This window comes from Streptomyces niveiscabiei (assembly GCF_001419795.1).
In the GTDB taxonomy this organism is placed as follows: Bacteria; Actinomycetota; Actinomycetes; order Streptomycetales; family Streptomycetaceae; genus Streptomyces; species Streptomyces niveiscabiei.
The window spans coordinates 1-19,489 of the sequence record NZ_LIRL01000617.1; the positions used below are offsets into that span (position 1 = coordinate 1).

Annotated in this window: 24 protein-coding genes; 10 read left to right on the forward strand and 14 right to left on the reverse strand. The window is 71.6% G+C overall.

Annotated elements, in window-relative coordinates:
- Positions 1 to 133 precede the first annotated feature (133 nt).
- Both AOK24_RS46430 and AOK24_RS28190 read left to right on the forward strand, forming a co-directional pair.
- Complete coding sequence (locus AOK24_RS46430) at positions 134 to 760, forward strand: hypothetical protein (protein ID WP_055722866.1); 627 nt, start codon at positions 134 to 136, stop codon at positions 758 to 760.
- Positions 761 to 797: 37 nt separating this feature from the next.
- Positions 798 to 3,677, forward strand: coding sequence for a DEAD/DEAH box helicase (locus AOK24_RS28190; RefSeq protein ID WP_079057031.1), 2,880 nt, complete (start codon positions 798 to 800; stop codon positions 3,675 to 3,677).
- 77 nt (positions 3,678 to 3,754) lie between these two features.
- On the opposite strand, the gene AOK24_RS28195 is transcribed toward AOK24_RS28190, so the two are convergent.
- Entirely contained in the window at positions 3,755 to 3,940 is a 186-nt protein-coding gene (locus tag AOK24_RS28195) for a hypothetical protein (RefSeq protein WP_055722867.1), read from the reverse strand.
- Between the two features lie 425 nt (positions 3,941 to 4,365).
- Positions 4,366 to 4,602 (reverse strand): hypothetical protein, encoded by a 237-nt coding sequence (locus tag AOK24_RS28200; protein WP_055722868.1) that lies wholly within the window; start codon positions 4,600 to 4,602, stop codon positions 4,366 to 4,368.
- Between the two features lie 307 nt (positions 4,603 to 4,909).
- Here AOK24_RS28200 and AOK24_RS49820 point away from each other — a divergent pair, with 307 nt between their 5' ends.
- The 3 genes from AOK24_RS49820 to AOK24_RS28215 all read left to right on the forward strand — a co-directional run bounded on the left by AOK24_RS49820 (position 4,910) and on the right by AOK24_RS28215 (position 7,438).
- Entirely contained in the window at positions 4,910 to 6,244 is a 1,335-nt protein-coding gene (locus AOK24_RS49820; RefSeq protein ID WP_055722869.1) for a 3'-5' exonuclease, read from the forward strand.
- 223 nt (positions 6,245 to 6,467) lie between these two features.
- Positions 6,468 to 7,100, forward strand: coding sequence for a hypothetical protein (locus AOK24_RS28210; protein ID WP_079057032.1), 633 nt, complete (start codon positions 6,468 to 6,470; stop codon positions 7,098 to 7,100).
- A gap of 92 nt (positions 7,101 to 7,192) precedes the next feature.
- A complete protein-coding gene (locus AOK24_RS28215) occupies positions 7,193 to 7,438 on the forward strand; it encodes a hypothetical protein (protein ID WP_055722871.1) in 246 nt (81 codons plus the stop codon).
- A 55-nt stretch (positions 7,439 to 7,493) separates the two neighbouring features.
- Here AOK24_RS28215 and AOK24_RS48715 read toward each other — a convergent pair whose 3' ends face one another.
- From AOK24_RS48715 to AOK24_RS52355, 5 genes are all read right to left on the reverse strand, one after another.
- The gene (locus AOK24_RS48715) at positions 7,494 to 7,778 is read right to left on the reverse strand and encodes a hypothetical protein (RefSeq protein WP_159052010.1); all 285 of its coding nucleotides are present in this window, start codon (positions 7,776 to 7,778) and stop codon (positions 7,494 to 7,496) included.
- On the reverse strand, positions 7,775 to 7,981 hold the full coding sequence (locus AOK24_RS48720) for a hypothetical protein (RefSeq protein WP_159052011.1): 207 nt from the start codon (positions 7,979 to 7,981) through the stop codon (positions 7,775 to 7,777). Before AOK24_RS48720 ends, AOK24_RS48715 begins: the two co-directional genes overlap by 4 nt.
- Complete coding sequence (locus AOK24_RS48725) at positions 7,978 to 8,151, reverse strand: hypothetical protein (RefSeq protein ID WP_159052012.1); 174 nt, start codon at positions 8,149 to 8,151, stop codon at positions 7,978 to 7,980. The genes AOK24_RS48720 and AOK24_RS48725 overlap by 4 nt, the downstream gene beginning before the upstream one ends.
- Positions 8,148 to 8,372, reverse strand: coding sequence for a hypothetical protein (locus tag AOK24_RS28220; protein WP_055722872.1), 225 nt, complete (start codon positions 8,370 to 8,372; stop codon positions 8,148 to 8,150). The genes AOK24_RS48725 and AOK24_RS28220 overlap by 4 nt, the downstream gene beginning before the upstream one ends.
- A gap of 217 nt (positions 8,373 to 8,589) precedes the next feature.
- A complete protein-coding gene (locus tag AOK24_RS52355) occupies positions 8,590 to 8,712 on the reverse strand; it encodes a hypothetical protein (protein ID WP_276206860.1) in 123 nt (40 codons plus the stop codon).
- A 135-nt stretch (positions 8,713 to 8,847) separates the two neighbouring features.
- Here AOK24_RS52355 and AOK24_RS28225 point away from each other — a divergent pair, with 135 nt between their 5' ends.
- A complete protein-coding gene (locus AOK24_RS28225; protein WP_240554157.1) occupies positions 8,848 to 9,873 on the forward strand; it encodes an NsdA family TPR-like regulatory protein in 1,026 nt (341 codons plus the stop codon).
- Positions 9,870 to 10,403: a GNAT family N-acetyltransferase gene (locus AOK24_RS28230; protein WP_420876701.1), complete on the forward strand. Its 534-nt coding sequence runs from the start codon at positions 9,870 to 9,872 to the stop codon at positions 10,401 to 10,403. Before AOK24_RS28225 ends, AOK24_RS28230 begins: the two co-directional genes overlap by 4 nt.
- A 78-nt stretch (positions 10,404 to 10,481) precedes the next feature.
- On the opposite strand, the gene AOK24_RS28235 is transcribed toward AOK24_RS28230, so the two are convergent.
- The 4 genes from AOK24_RS28235 to AOK24_RS49310 are packed head-to-tail and all read right to left on the reverse strand — an operon-like array spanning position 10,482 to position 13,550.
- Positions 10,482 to 11,276: a hypothetical protein gene (locus AOK24_RS28235; protein WP_240554159.1), complete on the reverse strand. Its 795-nt coding sequence runs from the start codon at positions 11,274 to 11,276 to the stop codon at positions 10,482 to 10,484.
- Between the two features lie 19 nt (positions 11,277 to 11,295).
- Positions 11,296 to 12,210: an aldo/keto reductase gene (locus tag AOK24_RS28240; RefSeq protein ID WP_055722876.1), complete on the reverse strand. Its 915-nt coding sequence runs from the start codon at positions 12,208 to 12,210 to the stop codon at positions 11,296 to 11,298.
- The gene (locus tag AOK24_RS28245; protein ID WP_055722877.1) at positions 12,207 to 13,379 is read right to left on the reverse strand and encodes a ribosomal protein uL16 3-hydroxylase; all 1,173 of its coding nucleotides are present in this window, start codon (positions 13,377 to 13,379) and stop codon (positions 12,207 to 12,209) included. Before AOK24_RS28245 ends, AOK24_RS28240 begins: the two co-directional genes overlap by 4 nt.
- Before the next feature lie 21 nt (positions 13,380 to 13,400).
- Positions 13,401 to 13,550 carry a hypothetical protein gene (locus AOK24_RS49310; RefSeq protein ID WP_167362005.1) on the reverse strand — a complete coding sequence of 50 codons (150 nt, stop codon included), beginning with the start codon at positions 13,548 to 13,550 and terminating at the stop codon, positions 13,401 to 13,403.
- Between the two features lie 166 nt (positions 13,551 to 13,716).
- On the opposite strand from AOK24_RS49310, the gene AOK24_RS28250 reads away from it, so the two are divergent.
- Entirely contained in the window at positions 13,717 to 15,045 is a 1,329-nt protein-coding gene (locus AOK24_RS28250; protein ID WP_055722878.1) for an NsdA family TPR-like regulatory protein, read from the forward strand.
- Here the strand turns inward: AOK24_RS28250 and AOK24_RS28255 are convergent.
- The gene (locus tag AOK24_RS28255; protein ID WP_055722879.1) at positions 15,022 to 15,528 is read right to left on the reverse strand and encodes a hypothetical protein; all 507 of its coding nucleotides are present in this window, start codon (positions 15,526 to 15,528) and stop codon (positions 15,022 to 15,024) included. The genes AOK24_RS28250 and AOK24_RS28255 overlap by 24 nt on opposite strands.
- Positions 15,529 to 15,816: 288 nt before the next feature.
- Between AOK24_RS28255 and AOK24_RS28260 the strand changes: the two genes are divergently transcribed.
- On the forward strand, positions 15,817 to 16,521 hold the full coding sequence (locus tag AOK24_RS28260; RefSeq protein WP_055722880.1) for a hypothetical protein: 705 nt from the start codon (positions 15,817 to 15,819) through the stop codon (positions 16,519 to 16,521).
- Between the two features lie 21 nt (positions 16,522 to 16,542).
- On the opposite strand, the gene AOK24_RS28265 is transcribed toward AOK24_RS28260, so the two are convergent.
- The gene (locus tag AOK24_RS28265) at positions 16,543 to 16,971 is read right to left on the reverse strand and encodes a hypothetical protein (RefSeq protein ID WP_055722881.1); all 429 of its coding nucleotides are present in this window, start codon (positions 16,969 to 16,971) and stop codon (positions 16,543 to 16,545) included.
- Positions 16,972 to 17,077: 106 nt separating this feature from the next.
- On the reverse strand, positions 17,078 to 18,562 hold the full coding sequence (locus AOK24_RS28270; RefSeq protein ID WP_240554160.1) for a replication-relaxation family protein: 1,485 nt from the start codon (positions 18,560 to 18,562) through the stop codon (positions 17,078 to 17,080).
- A gap of 239 nt (positions 18,563 to 18,801) precedes the next feature.
- On the opposite strand from AOK24_RS28270, the gene AOK24_RS49315 reads away from it, so the two are divergent.
- The gene (locus AOK24_RS49315) at positions 18,802 to 19,245 is read left to right on the forward strand and encodes a hypothetical protein (RefSeq protein ID WP_055722882.1); all 444 of its coding nucleotides are present in this window, start codon (positions 18,802 to 18,804) and stop codon (positions 19,243 to 19,245) included.
- Positions 19,246 to 19,489 lie beyond the last annotated feature (244 nt).

Below are 19,489 nucleotides of genomic sequence, written 5' to 3' on the forward strand. Positions count from 1 at the left end.
TTGGCGGAAACACGGGACACCACCCAACCACCCGGGAACCTCCCCGAAATTCCGAGAGGAACGACCGCAGATGATCGGTCACCACGAATCTACCGGACCTGATCCCGCGCTGAGCAGCGATTCTGTGCGCCGGGTGACGCAATACCAGACGGCGGGCGTCAACGCCCGGTTAAAGGTGTTCGCGCTCCTGGAAGCGCACGGCGTACCCGCGAGCGAGGCGGACGACCTGGTGGCCGCGCTGGAGGCCGGGGCGGTCGCCGGGGCGCAGTGCCAGGTGGTGGAGCTGGGCGGCATGGCGCCGGCCTCTCGGGACCCGCTGTTCTCGGACGGCTGGGATGACGGCGTGACGGCCGTGAGCGAGGCCCTAGTGGGCATCGCGGACCGGGAGTGGTCCCGGCGCGGCGGCCGGTCGGCCGGGGCCGCTGAACTGGCCGTACACATCGCGGACGTGAGGCAGCGTGAGCGGGCCGACCTGGTGCGGCTGGAGAAGTTCGTCCGGGAGAACGTGCTGCCGCGCACCCATCCGCACACCACGGCGCGGCGCCGGGTGCTGGAGGCGCTGGGTGAATCCGGCGGCCTGTGCACCGCGCGGACGGTGAACAGCGACGGGGACGTCATCGTCTGCACGCTCGATGCCGGGCACTACGACCTGGACGACAAGCCACCGTTCAAGGACGGAAAGCCGGGCGGCTGGCACAAGGCGGATGCGTCGATCTGGAACGACATGGGTGCGGCCTGCATTCCGCACGCGGCCCTCTGAAAGACCAACGGAAATTCAGCGCTCGGAGAGGCATGGAATGTCAGCGATTCAGCTCAAGGAACACCAGGTAGATCAGCGCTCCGCGTTTCGCAGGTGGGTGGGATTCCCTGCAAGGTCATCTGTGCCCCCGCAGGGTGCCCGTGGCACGATCGTGTCAGCGACCGGCTCGGGCAAGACGATCACGGCCGCCGCGTGCGCGCTGGAGTCGTTCGCGGACGGCCGGATCCTCGTGACCGTGCCGACCTTGGACCTGCTCGCCCAGACCGCCCAGGCGTGGCGCCTGGTGGGCCACCGGGCCCCGATGGTCGCGGTGTGCTCGCTGGAGAACGACTCGGTGCTGAACGCGCTGGGCGTGCGGACCACCACGAACCCGATCCAGCTCGCCCTGTGGTCCAGGTCCGGGCCCGTGGTCGTATTCGCCACGTACGCCTCTCTCGTGGACCGCGAGGACATCGACGCTCCCATGGGCCAGCGGAAGGTTCGCGGGCCGCTGGAGGCCGCTCTGGCGGGCGGAGACAGGCTCTACGGGCAGCGCATGGACGGCTTCCACCTCGCCATCGTGGATGAGGCCCACGGAACCGCTGGTGATCTTGGCCGCCCGTGGGCAGCGATCCACGACAACGCCCGTATCCCGGCGGACTTCCGGCTCTACCTGACCGCCACGCCGCGCATCCTCGCCGCTGCCCGCCCGCAGAAGGGCGCGGACGGCCAGGAGGCGGAGATCGCGACCATGGCCGACGACCCGAACGGGACGTACGGCGCGTGGCTCGCGGAGCTCGGGCTGAGCGAGGCGATCGAGCGGGAGATCCTCGCCGGGTTCGAGATCGACGTCCTGGAGATCCGCGATCCCTCCCCCGTGATCGGGGAGTCGGAGGAGGCGCGGCGGGGCCGGCGCCTGGCCCTGTTGCAGACCGCGCTCCTGGAGCACGCCGCCGCGTACAACCTCCGTACGGTCATGACGTTCCACCAGAAGGTGGAGGAGGCCGCCGCGTTCGCGGACAAGCTCCCGGAGACGGCAGCCGAGCTGTACGTCAACGATGCCTCCGATGAGGACCTGGCCGCCGCCGACAAGCTGCCGAAGTCCTCGATCGACGCGGAGTTCTACGAGCTGGAGGCCGGCCGCCACGTCCCGCCGGACCGGGTGTGGTCGGCGTGGCTGTGCGGCGACCACACGGTGGCCGAACGCCGGGAGGCGCTGCGCCAGTTCGCCAACGGCATCGACGCCGCCGGGCGCCGGGTGCACCGGGCGTTCCTCGCCAGCGTTCGCGTGCTCGGTGAGGGCGTTGACATCACCGGCGAGCGGGGAGTCGACTCGATCTGCTTCGCGGACACCCGCGGCTCCCAGGTGGAGATCGTGCAGAACATCGGCCGCGCGCTCCGGCTCAACAGGGACGGCAGCACGAAGGTGGCCAGGATCATCGTGCCGGTGTTCCTGGAGCCGAACGAGGACCCGACGGACATGGTCGCCAGTGCCAGCTTCCGCCCTCTTGTGGCGGTCCTCCAGGGCCTGCGTTCGCATGACGAACGTCTGGTCGAGCAGCTCGCTTCCCGTGCGCTCACCAGCGGCAAGCGCAAGGTCCATGTCCAGCGTGACGAGGACGGGCGGATCGTCGGGGCCGGCGGTGAGGGCGACGGCGAGGACCAGGAGCAGGACGCCACCGACGCCGCTGCCGAGTCCGCGCTGCTGCACTTCTCCTCTCCCCGGGACGCCGCGACCATCGCCGCGTTCCTACGGACCCGGGTGTACCGGCCGGAGAGCCTCGTCTGGTTGGAGGGTTACCAGGCCCTGCTGCGCTGGAGGGCGGAGAACCAGATCACCGGCGTCTACGCCGTCCCGTATGACGTTGAGGTCGAGGTCGGCGTCACGAAGGACTTCCCCCTCGGACGGTGGGTGCACCAGCAGCGGAAGGCGCTGCGGGCGGGTGAGCTGGAGGAGCGGCGCAAGACGCTGCTGGACGCTCCGGAGGCCGGGATGCTCTGGGAGCCGGGCGAGGAGGCGTGGGAGGCCAAGCTGGCCGCGCTCCGCTCCTTCCGGCGGGCCACCGGGCACCTTGCGCCGCGTCAGGACGCGGTCTGGGGTGAGGGCGAGGCGATGGTGCCCATCGGGCAGCACATGGCCAACCTCCGGCGGAAGGGCGGGCTCGGGAAGGACCCGAAGCGCGCGGCGGAACGCGCGGCGCAGCTGACGGCGATCGACCAGGACTGGGACTGCCCGTGGCCGTTGAGCTGGCAGCGCCACTACCGGGTCCTCGCCGACCTGGTCGACGCCGACGGTGTCCTGCCCTACATCGCGCCGGGCGTCGTCTACGACGGCGACGACATCGGCACCTGGAGGTGGCGGCAGCAGGAGGTGGGCACTTGGGCGCAGCTCCTGCCCGAACAGCGCGAGCGGCTGACCGCGCTGGGCGTACAGGGCGCCGCCCTCCCCGTGACGGCCACCGCCCCGGCGGAGCTCACTCCGGCGCTGGCCGCACTCAAGGGAGCGCGTCCGACCGGGAGCAAGGCAGAGGCGGCGTTCCAGCGAGGCCTGGCCGCCCTGACGCAGTGGGTGGAGAAGGAGGGACAGCGGGCCGTCCCGCGCAGCGCGGTCGTGGAGATCACGGTCGACGGCGAGGCGGAGCCGGTGTCGGTGAAACTCGGGGTATGGCTTTCGAACACCAAGTCGAGGCGCGACAAGCTCACCGCGGAGCAGCTCGCCGCCCTCGCCGCGCTGGGCATGGACTGGGCGGGACCGGCCCCGGCCACCGAGGCCGCCCCGCAGTCCGCGCCGTCGGCAGCGACCCCTACGAGGCGGCCGGTGCAGGAGCACCACGAAGAGTGCGAGAAGGAGCTGTACGAGGGCGGCACCTGCACCTGCTGGTCGATCAAGCGGTTCGGGCCGCCCTCCGAGCGGGAGGGCTACGGGGACGATTTCTGACCGGTCCCCCGCCGCTGTGAGACCCCGGGCCCGCCGACAAGGCCCGGGGTCTCGTGCGTCACGGCGCTGGTGGGCCGTTACCGGCGACGCGGGACGGTGACCCGGGCCTCCGCCAGGACGGTGCCGGTCGCCGGGTCGCGGTGCACCGGGATGTACAGGCCCCAGTCGGTGTCACCGGCGGTGAGCCAGCCTCCGGTCCACGGGGCGTCGGTGATCGTGAGTTCGCGATCGGCGAGCGGGCCGCCCAGGAGTCGGACGATCACAGCGGTACCTCCATCCGGCGGGACTCTCCCGCCTCACCCCTTGGTGGGGCTCGGCACCGGAAGGACAGCATCGAGGCGCAGGCGACTTCCGTCCCGGCCTCCGCCGCCGGGCTGACGGCGGCGAGGCGCGGCGGCCACCGCCGACGCGCAACCGGCTGAGCGCGCCCCGATCCCCGGCCGTGGCCGCGCCGCCCATCCCGCCCGTCCCTTCCTCCTTCACACCAGCCAGGGGACATGGGCAGAGCAGCCGCAACGGGGATGTCAGCGGGCCGACCACGGCAAACCCGCGCGGTGACCTGCACTGACGCGGGGGCGTTCCTGCGGGCCGCGCAACACCTACCGCAACCCTTGGCGCAACACCCAGCGCAACAGACAGGCGCAACCTCCGGCGCAACGCCGTGCTCCTGGTCGACCGGGACGGCCGGTCACGCGGCCCGGACGGCTCCGTGGGCGCGGGCGAGGTGGCGCAGCTCGGAGCGGGCCGCCGCCGCTGAGGGGACGGTCTCCCAGTACGGGTGCCACCGCAGCCGTACGGACAGGAGCAGCAGGCGGCGGCGCAGGGCGGTGGTGTCGCGAGGGCGGGGTTCGGCGAGCGCGTCGTAGGTGGCGTGCCAGGCGGCTTGCGTCTGCACCAGGTCGTCGGGGAAGTCGGTCACGTCCATACCGGCATTAGATCGCTTGTTCGAATCTTGTGTCACTTCGGACACTCCCCGCCCGGCGCCGTGGTCGGGGGTCTCGCCCGCCGTGGTCTGCCTCATGGTCGGGCCTGTGGGGGCACTGCCGACCACGCCCTGGCGGCTCCCGGGCTCAGCCGGACGCCTGGACGGGTGAATTTTTCCCTCGCGTACGCGAGCGGGTATCTAAGGGCATACGCCCAACTTGCCTGTTTTTCTTAGCACTTGACGCTAATTCATGAGTTATGTCACGGTTCGTTGCGGTTGGTCGCCGCTAGGCCGAAGGAGGCAATTCGTGAACGAGGTGTTGACCGCGTCGGCGGGCCAGGAGAACGACGTCGCTCCGGAGCGGGCGGCCCGGGGCAAGCCGCTGAAGTTCGTGAAGGGAGTGCCGGTGTACGCGAGCGGCAGGGCGCCGGCGTACCTGCGGTCAAAGGCCCAACTGGGTGCGGTGCGGCGCAAGCCCGCTGCGGGACAGCAGCCGTCCGCGTACGTCTACGCCCACTGGTACGGGACCCGGATCGCTCTGTGGGACCCGGAGCAGTCGGTGAAGATGCGGCCGTTGTCGGCTCTGCAGCGCCGGCAGATGCAGGCGCGCCGTACCTGCACCGACTGCGGCGAGGTGTTCCCGGTCCCGGTGTGGGGGCTGTGCGGCGTGTGCGAGGACCGGGAGGCCCGGCGCCGGGCGGATCTGCGCCGTCGGACGTGCCAGGACTGCGGCACCGTCTTCCGGACGCCAGCGCCCGCCAGGAGCTGGGGCGACGGGATGTGTCTGGCGTGCGAGGAACGTCTTGAGCGCGGACGGCGGGTGGCACTGTCGCTGGTGGAACGGTCCTGTCGGCGGTGCCTGGTGCAGCTGTTCCCGCGCGCTGTGTGGGCGGCAATGAGCGGGCGCGAGCAGGCGATGGCCGACTGGCACTGTGCCGCGTGTGACCAGGAGATCGAACGCGAGCGTGTGGAGGCGCAGCGGCGGGCGGACCGGGCCCGATGGGGCGACCTCGGGCCGACCATCGCGTGGGCGCAGAAGATCCTCGCCGAACCGGACGCGTACGCGGTCCTGGACTCCGAGACGACCGGCCTGAGCGCGACGTCGCGGATCGTGGAGATCGCCGTCACCACGGTGTCCGGGACGGTGCTGCTCGACACGCTGCTCAACCCCGGCGGTGAGCCGATCCCTGCGGAGGCCACAGCGATTCACGGCATCACCGACGCCATGGTCGAAGGCGCGCCCAGCTTCTCCGAAATCCTCCCCCGCCTCACCGAGGCCCTCGCCGGGCGCCGGATCGTGATCTACAACCGGGAGTACGACACCGGCCGGCTGCTGTGGGAGCTCCACCTGCACCACCAGGCCCGGGGCACGGTCGACTTCACCAAGCACCCCCGCTACGGCGGCCACCGGCACGAGGCCGCGCAGGCCTGGCTGGACGCGCAGGTGTGGGAAGAGTGCGCGATGGAGCAGTACGCCACCTTCTTCGGCGACTGGCACGACTACTTCGGCAGCTACACCTGGCAGAAGCTGGGCGGCGGTCACCGGGCCCTGGGCGATACGGAGGCCGTCATCAGGCGGCTGGAGGAGATGGCCGCCTACCCCAGCCCCTTCGACCCTGTGGAGGAGCCCGCTGCCGCGTGACGGCGTCAGGGCCACGCTCGTTGAGCAGTGCCTGCGGAGCAAGGGATGAGCCTCCAGGACCCCGCCCGGGTCCTGGAGGCTTCGTCGTCCCCGGGCCCGCCGACAACCGTCGGCGCGGCATAAGCGTTCGTTGCTGAGATGCCCGGCGTCTTCACTCCGATCACCCCGGCGAAGGCTGTAAGCGCTCGTTTCCCAGACCCGGGCGGAGCGGGACACTGGAGGCGTGTCACGAGGACTCGGGCGAGTGCAGCGGGCCGTGCTGGCGTACGTGCGCAGCGAGCCCGGCGGGCGCAGCACCATCGACGGCACCCCGCTGGCCGCCTCGATCACCGGCCTCGCCCGCGTCGTCTACGGCGTCGATCAGCCGACCGACGCCCAGCGCGCCGCCATACGGCGGGCAGTGCGCCGCCTCGAGGCCGACGGCCACGTCGAAGTCCACCGCCGCCCCGTCGGCCGCACCTACACCCAGCAACGCGCCCACCCCCGCTTCTGGCCGCCCCGCTACGACCGGCGCCTGGCGGCGTGCACCGGCAAGGACGACTGCCCGGGGTGTGAGGCCGGCGACCGGCCGTCGACGTACTTCACCGCGGACGTCGTAGCGATGTTCATCGAGCACTACGGCACCCTCACCGAGGCCGACCGCCAGCTGTGGCGGGCGACCGCGCACGGCTGGCACCTGTACCCCGTCCTGCTGCCCCGGCCCGCGGACGACTACCGGACGTACGAAGTCGAGATCACCGAACTGTGCGTGCGGCGGGTCCTGACCGCCGAAGAGCACGCTGAGGCCGAAGAGCGGGCGCAGGCCTTCGTCCGGCCCCACGTCGACGCGATCTGGGCTGTGCTCCGGGGCCGTTGAGCAGCACGGACGCGGGTTATCCACAGGCCGGAACGCGATCGGGGGTTCCTTCGTACGCTGCTGCCCGAGTCGATCAGACGGGGGTGTGCGGGATGCGGCACGGCGTGGTGGTGGAGGAGCTCGCGGTGGAGGTCATGGCGCAGCTGCCCAGCGACCGGGCCCGCCAGGAGGTGATGGCGCTCGTGGAAGTCGCGCGGATGGATCCGCGGGCCTGGCCCGACGTCCGTGACCCGGGCTCGGTGGAGGAGATCCGGGAGGCGTTCGGACGGCGGTGCTGGATCCAGTACATGCCGCACGCCGGAGCGATCGAGGTCCGTGACATCGGATGGGCGGGCTGATCGCTTCCCCTTCTTGGGTGGACCGGGCCTCACGTCGTACGTCAGGAGGTTCCCTTCAACGGGTCGTTGGGAGATGACCGGCCCCGTCGGAGTTCGGTGCGACTGGAGGCCGGGTGCCGTACCGGTCGGTGTGCGGCGCGGGCCGGTCGGTGAGGTGGCTGTCCGCGGACTCCGGCGCCAGCGCATCCGGCCGAGAAACGCCGACCGGCGCGGCACCGGCCCGTAACGCCGCACTGACCTCGATTCCTGCCAGCGCGAGGCCGGCCGCGAGGGATCCGAGGAGGACCGCGCCCGCCGTACGGCCGTCGGAGGTCGGCGCCCTGTGCCTGCCGCCCGTCACGACGCCTCCCAGGTGCCGCGCTTGGCGATCAGCTCGACGGACTCCCACGTTGCGGGCCAGGGCTCGGTGAAGGTGCTGCCGAACTGGAGGCGGAGGTACGGGAGTCCGGCGCGTACGTCGGTGAGCACGGCCTGACAGTCCCGGGAGGTGTCGCGGACCAGGTCACCCACCCCTGCTGAGCGGGGCACCGTTGCGCCGGTCACTTGGCGCTCTCCTGCGCCTGCTCGTTCTGTCCCCGGCGACGGCGGCGCCGTTGGATGGCGTCGATCGCCCTCGCGCTGCCCTCGCCGTCCTCAACCCGTTCCCGGTACTCCGTCCAGTCACGGGCGGTCCAGTGGTCCAGCGCGACCGCGAAGTCGTCGGCGTCGTTCACTGGTCGACCTCAACAGCCGGGACGCCGTACATCGACGCACACGGGTCGCAGGCGAGCAGGGTGTCCCCGCGCAGTATCGGCACCGGGTACCTGGGGTCCGGGGTCCCACTGCACCAGCAGCACGAGTGACCTGCGATCTGCTGCGGGCTCAGCCGCTCGCGGTGAATCGCCGGGGCGTCCACATAGGCGCCGGGAGAGGGCTGCGTGCTGCGCGTCGTCATATTGGTGCCTCGCGCTCGCGGTCGGGAAGCTGATGGCGGCCATCTCCCACGGGGGAACGAGAGACGGCCGCCGGCGCCTGCGGCGTTCACCGGAGAGCGCCTGTCCAGTCCAACGCCGGAGCGCGATCAACAGGTAGGAAAAGTGCGGTCGTTGCTACTCGCGGTGACCGGAAATTTGTGAAGGGTGGGATCCGCGCAACTCCTCCACGCTGCATGATCACGCGGCTACGGTGAGTGTGTGGAAGGAAATTTCCGGTTGCAGGCCCACATGATCGAACACGCCTTCAAGCAGGGTCCGCTTGCCGACCGGGTGAACGATGAGCTGAAGGCGGCCGGTCACAAGGGAACGGTCGGTGACCGTACGGTCCGCAACTGGGTAACCGGAAAATCCCGCTGGCCGCACCAGCGCCAGCGAGACGCCCTGACGGCAGTATTCGGATGCACACCCGCATGTCTCGGCTTCTATCCCCCGGGCATGCCCGCACCGCCCTACGAGGACCCAGACGCCATGCTCCGCCGCCGCTTCTGCACCGCCGCCACGTCCGCGCTCGCCGCCACCGCCCTGCCAGCCGTCGACACCCGCTCCACCGCCGTGGGCACCTCCGACGTGATCCGCCTGCGAGAGGGCTTAGACCAGCTCACCCTGCTCGATCAGCAACACGGCGGGCACGCCGCTCTCGAACGCGCCGCGCTCGCCGGCGCAGCCGAGGCCGTCGGCCTACAGGACCGGTCCGCCTCGCAGACGATCCGGCAACGGCTCTTCGGTGTCGCCGCCGACTACACCACGGCCGCCGCCTGGTCGTGCATCGACGCCCGCCAGCTCGATCACGCCCGCCTGCACGTGAACGAAGCGCTCAGACTCGCCGGGCTGTCGCAGGACCCCGTGGCACTGATGCGGGTGTGGAACTCCACCTCGATCCTCGCGCACCAGCTCGGTCACCACGCCGAAGGCGTAGCAGCAGCCCAGGCAGCCCAGTCCTGCGCGATCACGCGCCGCGACCCGTTGTTCGGCTCCCTCGCACACGCCCGTGCCGCAGTGGGGCACGCCTACCGGGGCGACGGACAGGCCGCCGTCCGCTCGATCGGATACGCCGAAGAGGCCCTGACGCGAGCCGAGCCCCGGCCCCGCCCGGCATGGGTCGCCTTCTACGGGCCCGCAGAGCTGCACGCCCTGACCGGGATCGTCCGCAGCCGTCTCGGTCAGCCCGCGGAGGCGGAAGCAGCCTCCCACCGTGCCCTGGCCACGCTCCCGGCGACGTACCGGCGCAACCGCGCGATGACAATCGTGGACCTTGCCATCGCCCAGCTCCACCAGGGCGACGCCGAACAAGCCTGCGCCACGACCGAGGACGCCTTCATCCTGATGTCCGGGGGCCCGTTGCCCGGCCGCCTGCGCGTCCTTCTCGGCGACTTCTACCGTGATCTCCTCACGCTCGCGCCCGCCACCACCGTGGCGCGCGAGTGGGCCGACCGCTACCGATCCGAATGGAGCTCCGCGTGACCACGGCACCCGCCATCGACCTGCGCAGCTACGGACACAACGACCTGCCCGGCATCCGGCAGACCCTGCTCGATGTCCACGCCGACGCCTATTTCGAGCGGCGGCACGAGGAGTTCGTCCAGCGCTTCCCCTGGTTCGTGGATCACTGGGGAGGCCGCGAAGGATTCGCGTGCGTGGTCGCCTACGAGAGCGGGCAACCAGTCGGGTTCACCTACGGGGCCCCGGGCGAGCCGGGACGCGAATGGTGGCGCGAGTACCTGGCCGAAGAGCCGGCCGACCCGTCGACGTTCTCCGTCTCGGAACTGATGCTCCGGCCGCGATGGCGCAAGCAGGGCCTCGGGGAACGGCTGCACACCGCACTGCTCGCCGACCGGACGGAGGCCCTGGCCGTGCTCACCGTGGACACCAAACGGCCTCGACTCCAGGCGCTGTACGAGGGCTGGGGGTACCGGAAGGTCGGCGAGCGCCAGCCGTTCCCGGACTCCCCGCTGTACGCCGTGATGCTGCTCGATCGCGAGCACACGGCTTGACCGGCGCCACCTTGCGGCCCGCTCCCACCAGGAGCGGGCCGTCGTCGTCTGCGCATACAGGACGCCGGTACGACGGACTCAGCGCTGGCGGATTTCCTTAGCCCAGTTCCGGAGCTGGTCTTCGAGGACCAAGTTGTCGCCGCGGTTCACAGTCTGAAGCATCTGCGCGCACACGGTCGCTTCGGCGGCAAGGCCGGCCCGGCTGCCGAGGACAGGGAAGACAGTGCGGACGCGGGCGGCGGTGTCTGGCTGGAGCAGCGAGTAGGCATAGAGCGTCGCCGCATCGAAACCCTCCGGAGCCTGCCCCCATGACTCCCAATCCAGCAGGCGCAGCGGCGACGTGAGGTTCGCCCAGTGCAGATCCGCATGGGCTGTTGTCCAGCAGCTGACATCCGGGGCGGGAATGCCCACGAACTCGGGGATGGCTCGCTCGATGTACTGCTGTCGTACGGCGACGCGGTCGGTGTCAACGGCCGACACCTTCTCCAGCGTCCCGGCGAGGTCGTTCCACCAGGAGCCCGGCAATGAGAGGTCGCGCTGAAGGATCGGGTCGTCGGACACGACCGGCTCATCGACGCGGGCCGACAGCTCCGCCCGGTAGGCGGTGCCATCGTCGAAAGCGTCGTGCACCCCCAGGAGTGCGGGCCTGTGGCCGTCGAGGTCGCCGAAGGCGTGCTGTGCGTCGAAGGCTCCATCCCACAGCTTCCCCGACGCCTTGTCCTCCGGGGCCGACACCAGCCGGAGCCACGCCGGGGCGTCGGCGGCGGTGCGGGCCGGGGCACCCAGGGTGCGCCCGGCCCAACCCCAGAACTCCCCGCCCGGCTCGGCTCGTACGTCCAGGGCCTGCGCGGCTCGGGCGTAGTGGGCGCGCATGCGGCGCTCGGTGTCCGGGTCAGGGGGAGGCGAGTACACCAGTGATCTCCCGCAACTTGGCGGCGGTCAGGGAGGGTTGAGCAACGGCGTCAGCCGCCTCCCTCCAGTGTGGCGCATCGGAGGCGGCCAGAAGGACGTCCGTCACTCCTGGGCATGACGCGACGGCGAGGACGCACGCCTGTGCGGGGGTCAGGCCCGGCCGGATGAGGTCGGCGAGCTCCTGGTCGACCATGCCGGGCAGTTCCCCGCCGTGCAGCGGCGCGGACGCCATCACCCGCAGGCCCGCGCCTGCGGCGGCCGGTAGCGGGCCCCGGCCGTCCAGGGCCTGGACGATAGGCGTCATCATCACCAGGCTGACCGGCATCTGGAGCGCGACCAGGTGGTGGCGCTGCTCTCCCCCGGCGGCTTCACCGGCCAGGGCAAGCAGGTCCTCCACCGTGAACGCCTCCTCCTCCAGGCCCGCCCACGTGGCGATGCCGTACCCGCTCACGTGCCCGGCCGCCACGGCTTCCTCCAGGACGGCGAAGGCCTCGCGGATCGCGCCGTGCAGAGCGGGGCGGTCGCCGGTGTGGGCGCGCTCGGGGTTGTGCAGCAGGACCAGGTCCAGCCGGTCACGCCCGAGCTGGGCGCGGTTGCGGCGGATCTGCCAGCGCACGAAGTCCGGGGCGAGGCTGTGCCCGGCGACGGCCTGGTCCTCGGTGAGGACACCGTCGTTCACGGCGTCGTCGCCGGTGGCCGCGGTGAAGAACCCGGTCTTCGTGGCGATGCGCAGGTGCGGGCGGGCGGCCAGGACCGGGGCCAGGAGGGTCTGCGCCTGGCCGGTGGCGTAGTTGGGGGCGGTGTCGATCCACTGCGCGCCGGAGGCGGCCGCACGGACGGCCGCCTCCGGGATCGCCCGGCACCGGTAGGTGCCCAGAGCGAGCTGTGCCGTCACAGGAGACTCCCCACCGTCGCGGCCTGCCCGGCAACGAGCTCCTGGACCAGCCCGACGACGTCCTCCAGGGCGAGGCCGGCCGAAACGGCGAGCGCGGCCAGGTCCACGGTCCTGCCGTCGACCAGCGGGCGCAGCACCGCCTCCGCCGCGGGCGCGAACTCGAACGTGCTCCCGGCGGCGGACAGCGTCACCGCGTCCTCGCCGACCTCCAGCACCGCGCGGGCGGTCGTCAGCCTCACCCGCAGACCGCCGTCGGCGGGGACGGTGTCGATGTACGGCAGGCTCGGCACCATCCGGCCCACGGCCTGTCCGTCCATCGCCGCCCGGTAGCGGGCGAGCAGCGTCGGGTCGTCCAGCAGTTCGGCGAGCCGCTTGCGCATCCCGTCCACGGCGTCGGCCTGGACGTCCGGTGCGGCGAGCAGCGGCAGGTCTCGCCGCCAGTCCTCGTGCGTGAGCAGCTGCTCGGACACCCACGCCATCAGGTCGGTCGCGGTGTGGGTCTGCAGGCCGCAGGTGACGTGCAGGGAACGGGTGCCCTGGTCGGCGGAGACGGCGTGCCACACGCCGCGCGGCACGTACAGGACGTCGCCCGGCCACAGGACCAGGTCGGCGACCGGCTCGGTGGGCGCCTCGCCGGGGTCCTCGATGTCGCGGTAGAGCGGGTACGGGCGGGTGGTGCCGTAGATCCGCCACCGCTTCGCGCCGTCCAGCTGGACGATGACCGTGTCGTGATCGTCCCAGTGAACGCCGAAGCCCTCGGTGGCGCTCCATGAGGCGTAGAGGTTCGCCTGTACGCGGGTGTGCAGCTCGCGCTCGATCGCTTCGCAGAGGCGGGCGATCGGCGGGTGGAGTTCGTCGACGCTGTCCAGGGCGAGAGAGGCGCCCTCCTTCAGGCGGGCGTGCAGTTCGGCCGGGTGGAGGCGGTGCCACACCGTGTGGCGACGGGTGGCGACCGGTGTGGTGTAGCCGCCGACCAGCAGCGTCTCGCCGTCGCGGGACAGCCGCATGCGCGGCGGCTCCAGCCGGTGCGCGGCGAGGATCTGGTTGAGGTCGTCCCAGGTCATGATCCCGGCGACATCGAGGGCGCCGGGTACGTGGCGGTGTTCGCGGTGCAGTGCCTGGGCGAGGAAGTCCTCGCCCAGGCACGCCGCGATGGACAGGCGCGTCATCGCGTCAGGGCTCCCGGTCCGTCAGTCGTTGCCGTCGCTCTTGCCGGTACCGCCGCCGTCCGAGGGGATGGCGTTGCGGCCCCGGGCGGCGACGATCGACCGGCGGGAGCGGACCAGGCCGCCCGTCGACGGTCCGGACGTGGCGGGCGGGGGTGTGGCGGGACTCTGCATGAGGACCCTCCTCCTGATCGGTCGGCCGGGCCCTGGATAGCCACGGCCGCGAACACCGCCAGTACAGCCGCGAACAACACGGGCGATAACCCCGTGACGGGGCCCCCACTGTGGGTATGGTCGTTGCGCTGACGCACTGTCATTCCACGAGATTTCTGGGGGCCTTGTGGACGACTTACCGCCGTCACCCGCCCAAGTGCCGCACCGCCTGCTGACCGACTCCGCGTTCGTCCGGGCGCTGCGTGAGCGGGACTTCACCACGGTGTTCGCGATGGCCCACGAGGCGGGGATCTCCTTCAACCGGATCGCCGAAGCATGCGCGCTCAAGGCAGATCGCGTCAGCCAGATCGCCCGGGGCACCACGGCTGTCACCGCCCTCACGACTGTCGAGCGAATCGCCGGCGGACTGCGCATTCCCGGTGCCCTACTGGGGCTTGCTGCGCAACCCTGGGAGGACACCGCCGTTCTCAGCACGGAGTCCGACCATGGAGAAGATCCGATGAAGCGCCGCAACCTGCTGCGCGGCGCGCTGGCCGCCGGCCTCACCGCACCAGCGATCGCCGCGCTCACCGCCGCCCGGACCGACGTCGACCAGACTCTCTCCCCCGACGTTCCCCAGGACCTGGCCGACCTCGAGGCCGCAGCCGAAAGCTACGGATACGGCTACCACGGCCAGGCCCCCACCCGCGTCTTGGCCGACCTGGTCACCGACTTCACGACCCTGCGCCCACTGCTCACCGTCCCGCAGCCCGCCCCCGTCCGGGCCAGGCTGTGCCGGACGGCCGGGCAGATGGCCGGGATGACCGCGATCGTCCTGCACGACCTGGGCAGCCGCCGCGAGTCACGCGCCTGGTTCGCCACCGCCGTCCGGGCCGCCGCCGAATCCGGCGACCCCCAGCTGCGCGCCTGGGTCCTCGCCCGGGAAGCGATGGTGCCGCTCAACTACGGCGCCCCCAGGGCCGCGGCCGATCTCGCCGACCAGGCCCGGCAGGCGGCCGGCACCCGGCCGACCGCCGCCGCGGTGCTGTCGGCCGCCGTCGCCGCCCGCGCCTACGCCCTCAACCACCAGAGCGAGCAGGCCCGCGCCGCGCTCGATGCCGCCGATGCCCTCATGGGCCGGCTCCCCGAGTCCGAGCGGTCGGACACGTGGCTGACGTACGGCGAGCAGAAACACCACGTGCACCTCAGCCACGCCTTCACCACCCTCGGGGACACCCGCCGCGCGAACGAGAGCCAGCAGCGGGCGCTGGAGCTGTCCGCGCCGACCAGCACCATGACGCGCACCCTGCTGACCATCGACGCCGCCGCGTGCTCGCATCACGACGGCGACACCGAGCAGGCGTGCCGCCGTACGGTCGCCGCCCTGACGGCGCTGCCCGTCGACTTCCGCACCGGCCTGGTCCGCCGCCGCGCCCTGGACCTGTACGAGGCGATCCCCGCCCAGCACCACCACGAACGCGCCGTACGGGAACTACGCGACGTCGTGGCCAGCTGACAACGACCGCTCCCACAGCGGGCGGGCACGCCCGGTCCCCTGGCAGTGGAAGCACAGGCCGCCCCCTGGTGTGCTGCGGGCGCCGACAGTGCCGAGGGCATCCCGCACGAGCTGGGTGATGCCTGCGACGTGGCCTGTGTGCAGCGGCAGTTCCTCCCGCACACCGATCATGAGCTCCAGCGCGACCTCGGGCACGAGCGCGTACTCGCCGAACCCGCTGCCCCTGTCGAGGTCGCGCGTCACCGTGTCGAGCACGTCGTGAAGGCTGTGCACCGGCTCACCCTCGAACAGTTCCACCCGCGCCGAGAGGACGATGTCCTCCGGCTTCACGATCGACAGCCGTGCCGCCGGCCGCTCGAACCGCCAGCCAAGGCCGACCGGATCGGGATGGGTGGCGTGCAGGCGGGCCATCGCGTGCCACAGGTCTTCCGGGTCGCCGTTCCTGGCCGACGCTTCCTTGTTCTGCTGCTTGCTGGGCCTCATGGCTGCCTTCCGATTGATGACGTCGGACTACCTGAGTACGCCGTGGCCAGGGCGCAGTGCGCGCCCTGGCCCTCGTCATCCCGCCGGGCGGCGCGGCGACTTCGGGAGCCGTCCCGCCGGGCGCCCCGCGGCCACATCTCGGGCGGGCCGGGGTCAGGTGGACCCGACAGCGGGCTGGGCTGGGCAGGTGAAGACCGGGCCCGTGGCGCACCTGGACTGCCGGGCAGCCGGTTGTGGGTCCAGCGGACCAATCGGCCCGTGTACGGGGCCACGTCTGCGAGGCACAGCATGGGACGTCACAAGCAGCACAAGCCACGCCACCCACGGCGCGAGAACGTCCAGCCGACCACGGAATGGTTCGGCACCGCGTTCCACTCCACCCGGGGAATGCAGCACCTGGACGTCCGCCAGTCCGGCAACGGCATCCTGATCACCTCTTCCCCTGCCGAGATCGACGGCGTTCCGGCCGCCTGGCCGCTGCGCCTGCGCAACGACGTCGACGGCGGACTGAACGAGGTGGGCGCGGCCCTCGCAGCTGGGCGCGGTCACGTCTTCGGCGTGACCGAGGGGCCCGGACACAGGACCGTCCTGGCGTTCCTGCCCGATCACCCAGAGGAAGGCGTCGGCACGCTGGCCCGGGTCCGCGCCCCCGAGGACCCGGACGGCGACGTCGTCTTCGAGCGGAGCGCGGAACGGCCTATGGGGCTGTGGGCCGAAGCCGGGGAAAACCTCCTGCGGATCGTGCCGCTGCTCGGTCCGGACGCGCCGCCGGCGGACGAACCCGAGGACTGCCTGCTGTGCCCCGGCTGCTACCGGCCCGTCTACGAGAGCTCTTCCTCGCGCACCCTGATCGGTGCCGGTCCGATGCCGATGATCGGGCTGTGCAGGCTATGCGTCGAAGGCACCACGCTTCGCTCGCTGCGCCAGGCCGACGTCCCCGTCGACCCTCAGCAGCGCGCCGTCCTGGAGACCGTGGCCGCCGCCATGGCGTAAGAGCCCGTCAGCGGCCGATGGCTACGAAGCCCAGCCGGGCAGGGTCCCACGCGCGCGTGCGTCCTGTTTGGCGACGCGGACCCGGGCGGCGGCCCACTGATCGGCGCCGCGCTCAACGTCCTGCCGGTAGGTGGCGCGCGCCCCGACGGAAGCAGGTCCGGGCTCGTTCAGACCACAACCCCAGCAGACGACCCGGTCGGCGTCGGCCGGGCAGGCGGTGCGGGTCCCGCAGCGGGAACACGCGTGCTCGCTGTCGCGGTCCAGGACGTCGGTGCTGGCGATCTCGGTGTGCGTGCGGCAGAAGCCGCAGCCCACGGTCATCGGCCGGGTCCGTTCGACGTGCTCGCGGTCGGCGGTGAGGGTGTAGTCCGCGGAATCCGGCTCCCCGATCAGCCCGCACGCGGTGCACGCGAAGTACGGCGTGCGTTCTGCTCGAGGGATCTCGGTCACCGGGAATCTCCTCCAGGGCGGCTGCGCGTCACGGGTTCGGGAAACCCTATCGGCCCGCGCTAGCCGTGGTGGGGGGATCCAGCCTGGCGGGCCGGGCCCGGCGGCGTCAGGCCCGCCGGCGGAACAGGCCCCGGAGTCCACCGGGTTCCGGGGCGTCGTCCGGGTCCGGCTCCGCCTGTGCGGCCGCGCGGGCAACGTCGGCTGCTTCGGCGGCGGCCTGCTTGCGGGCGACGTCGTCGGCGTGGCAGGTCCCGCACACAGACACGTTCCCGGCGCTCCAAGCCGTCCGGTGCGAGGTGGTCTCCTCCCAACGCTGGTCGGTGAACTTCTGCCCGCACCGCTTGCACACGGGGCGCTGTGCTTCCCGCTCAGCGAGGCGGCGCTGCTCCTCCGCCGCTTGGGCGCGGGCCTCCTGGTCGCGGAAGAGGACGTCGCCGTCGGGGTTGTCCAGCGCGGCCGTCAGCGTCTGCTCGCCGGTGCGTCCCAGCCGCCGCCACACCGCCGCGTCCGCGCCGTGCTCCTGGAGCTGCTCCAGGGTGGTGACGACGACGGGCACCGCCTGGCGGTAGTCCCGCGCGGTGATGGCCTTCTCGTAGAGGGAGTCGTACCGGCGCGGCGCCCAGTAGCGGCGGCCAGCCTCCTCCAGCACGGCCACCGTGTTGGCGACCTTCGCCTCGGTGGTGTCCGCGAACACGAACGCGAGGGGCACCAGGCCCTCCCGGCCGGTCGGCGGGTAGAACCTCCGCCACAGCCGCTTGTCGTGATCGACGTGCTCGATCGCGTCCGGCCGGGAGCGGACCAGGTCCACGGTGCGCTTGGCCGCATCCTTCGGCAGTAGCCGGCCCCACTCCCAGTACCCGCGCAGCTTGGCCACCAGGTCGTGCGCATCCTCGGTACGGCGGTCGACCTCCACCAGGAGCACCGGCACCCCGGCCTCCGGCGCCCGCACCACCAGATCCGCCCGCTGCACGTAGCCGTTGCCGAGACGGTGACCAATCTCGGTCTGGAAGCCGAGCCGGTGACCGATCCCAGCGCGGTGGAGTTCGGCGGCCGTCGAGGTGACCGCCGCGGCGTGGTCGTCGTAGCTGGTGCCGAGCAGCTTCCCGGTGACTGGGTCGTACTTCTCTTCGCGTAGTGCCGAGACCCGTATGCCCTTCGGCTCCAGCAGCTGCTTCGCCTCGCCGTGTCCGCGCTTGGTCAGCACCCACACCTGCCGCTGGTCGTCCCGGACCGTCTCGATCCTCACCAGGTGGTGGTCCTCCAGATCCAGGAGGTTGTCCCGCGTCAGCTTGTCGTGCTGGTTGTCCGGACGGGTCAGCTTCCACAGCTGGTCGGGCGTAGCCCGCTGGAAGATCCCGAGCGCTTGCAGAAGCTCCCGGCGTCGAGGTCCGGTCGAAGTCCTCCGGTGCTCAGGACGCCTTGCTGCATCTACATGAGGGTTGTCGGCGCTGCGCCGACCCCCTGTCCGCCGTGCCTGACCTGCGGGAACGCCCGACTTCTGATGATGGGGCGCGGAGGGGGCGATGGAGGGGTCCACGGAGGGGGCCTCTCCAGTCTGGTCAAGGTGCTGCTCGGGGTCGTCTGCGGACACAGGATGCTCCTGAAGGTGGGGCGGGCCTATCTCGCCATTCACCTTGTATGGGTTGGAAATTCGGGCTCTGTGTGACGCCGACCTCGGAAAACCTCTCCGTCGTGACCACATCGTGATCAACCCGGAGGGGGGAGAGTTCTCCCCCGTCAGCGGCCGGGCTCTGTCCACAGGGCCGCGGTTCGAGGGTGTCTTCGAGGCCGCCGCGATCAGCGGGGCGGCCCGACGATGAGGAGCCACCCATGCCCGAGAACACCGTCACCGCGCCGCTCGCCCCGATGGAGCCGGAGGACGTCGCCGACGCCTTCGCCTACATCCGGGCGTTGCAGGCCGACGGCATCGACGCCGCCGGCGTGGTCGCCGACGACACGGACCAGGAGTTTCATCTGCTGCTCCTGGACGTCGCCGCGCGCGTCTTCATCCCGGTCACCGCCGTGGACGACTGCGACGGGGAGCCGTGCGCGCACTCCTTCCTTGCCGCCGCGCTCGGACGTCTGCTGCTGGAGCTCCTGTGCCACGGCGTGTGCCTGGCCAATGCGCCGGGTGTCGCCCGGACCATCATCCGCTTCACCGAGAACATCCTCACCGAAGACCACGGCGACGTCGCCGTGGTCCTGCGCCAGCTGGAGGCCGCAGGGATGAAGCAGGCGATGGAGACGCACCCGGCGCACCGCACCACCGCGTAACCGCACCACCAGGACGGCGGTGGTGCGGTCCGGCGCGCTCCCTGGCGCACCACCGCACCACCGCACCGCCGGGCGTCGGCGGTGCATCCCGGCGTCACCGCACCGCACGGCGCGCGCCACGGCCGGGCGGGCCCCTATATCACACACCCCCTTGGCCGCGACCTGATCGCGGGCCGAAACCGGCTCTGTCTAGGGGAAACGTCGCGGTAGCAGAACTCGACAAGGGGGTGTAGCGGAGTCCGAC

What these genes read in the sequence shown, in the direction of transcription:
- AOK24_RS28260 (WP_055722880.1), top strand. Translation starts at nt 15,817, where the DNA reads ATGGGACGTCACAAGCAGCACAAGCCACGCCACCCACGGCGCGAGAAC.
- AOK24_RS28190 (WP_079057031.1), top strand. Translation starts at nt 798, where the DNA reads ATGTCAGCGATTCAGCTCAAGGAACACCAGGTAGATCAGCGCTCCGCG.
- AOK24_RS28255 (WP_055722879.1), bottom strand. Translation starts at nt 15,528, where the DNA reads ATGAGGCCCAGCAAGCAGCAGAACAAGGAAGCGTCGGCCAGGAACGGC.
- AOK24_RS28235 (WP_240554159.1), bottom strand. Translation starts at nt 11,276, where the DNA reads ATGCGCGCCCACTACGCCCGAGCCGCGCAGGCCCTGGACGTACGAGCC.
- AOK24_RS28200 (WP_055722868.1), bottom strand. Translation starts at nt 4,602, where the DNA reads ATGGACGTGACCGACTTCCCCGACGACCTGGTGCAGACGCAAGCCGCC.
- AOK24_RS49310 (WP_167362005.1), bottom strand. Translation starts at nt 13,550, where the DNA reads ATGCAGAGTCCCGCCACACCCCCGCCCGCCACGTCCGGACCGTCGACG.
- AOK24_RS28215 (WP_055722871.1), top strand. Translation starts at nt 7,193, where the DNA reads ATGCGGCACGGCGTGGTGGTGGAGGAGCTCGCGGTGGAGGTCATGGCG.
- AOK24_RS28225 (WP_240554157.1), top strand. Translation starts at nt 8,848, where the DNA reads ATGCCCGCACCGCCCTACGAGGACCCAGACGCCATGCTCCGCCGCCGC.
- AOK24_RS49315 (WP_055722882.1), top strand. Translation starts at nt 18,802, where the DNA reads ATGCCCGAGAACACCGTCACCGCGCCGCTCGCCCCGATGGAGCCGGAG.
- AOK24_RS28245 (WP_055722877.1), bottom strand. Translation starts at nt 13,379, where the DNA reads ATGACGCGCCTGTCCATCGCGGCGTGCCTGGGCGAGGACTTCCTCGCC.
- AOK24_RS28220 (WP_055722872.1), bottom strand. Translation starts at nt 8,372, where the DNA reads ATGACGACGCGCAGCACGCAGCCCTCTCCCGGCGCCTATGTGGACGCC.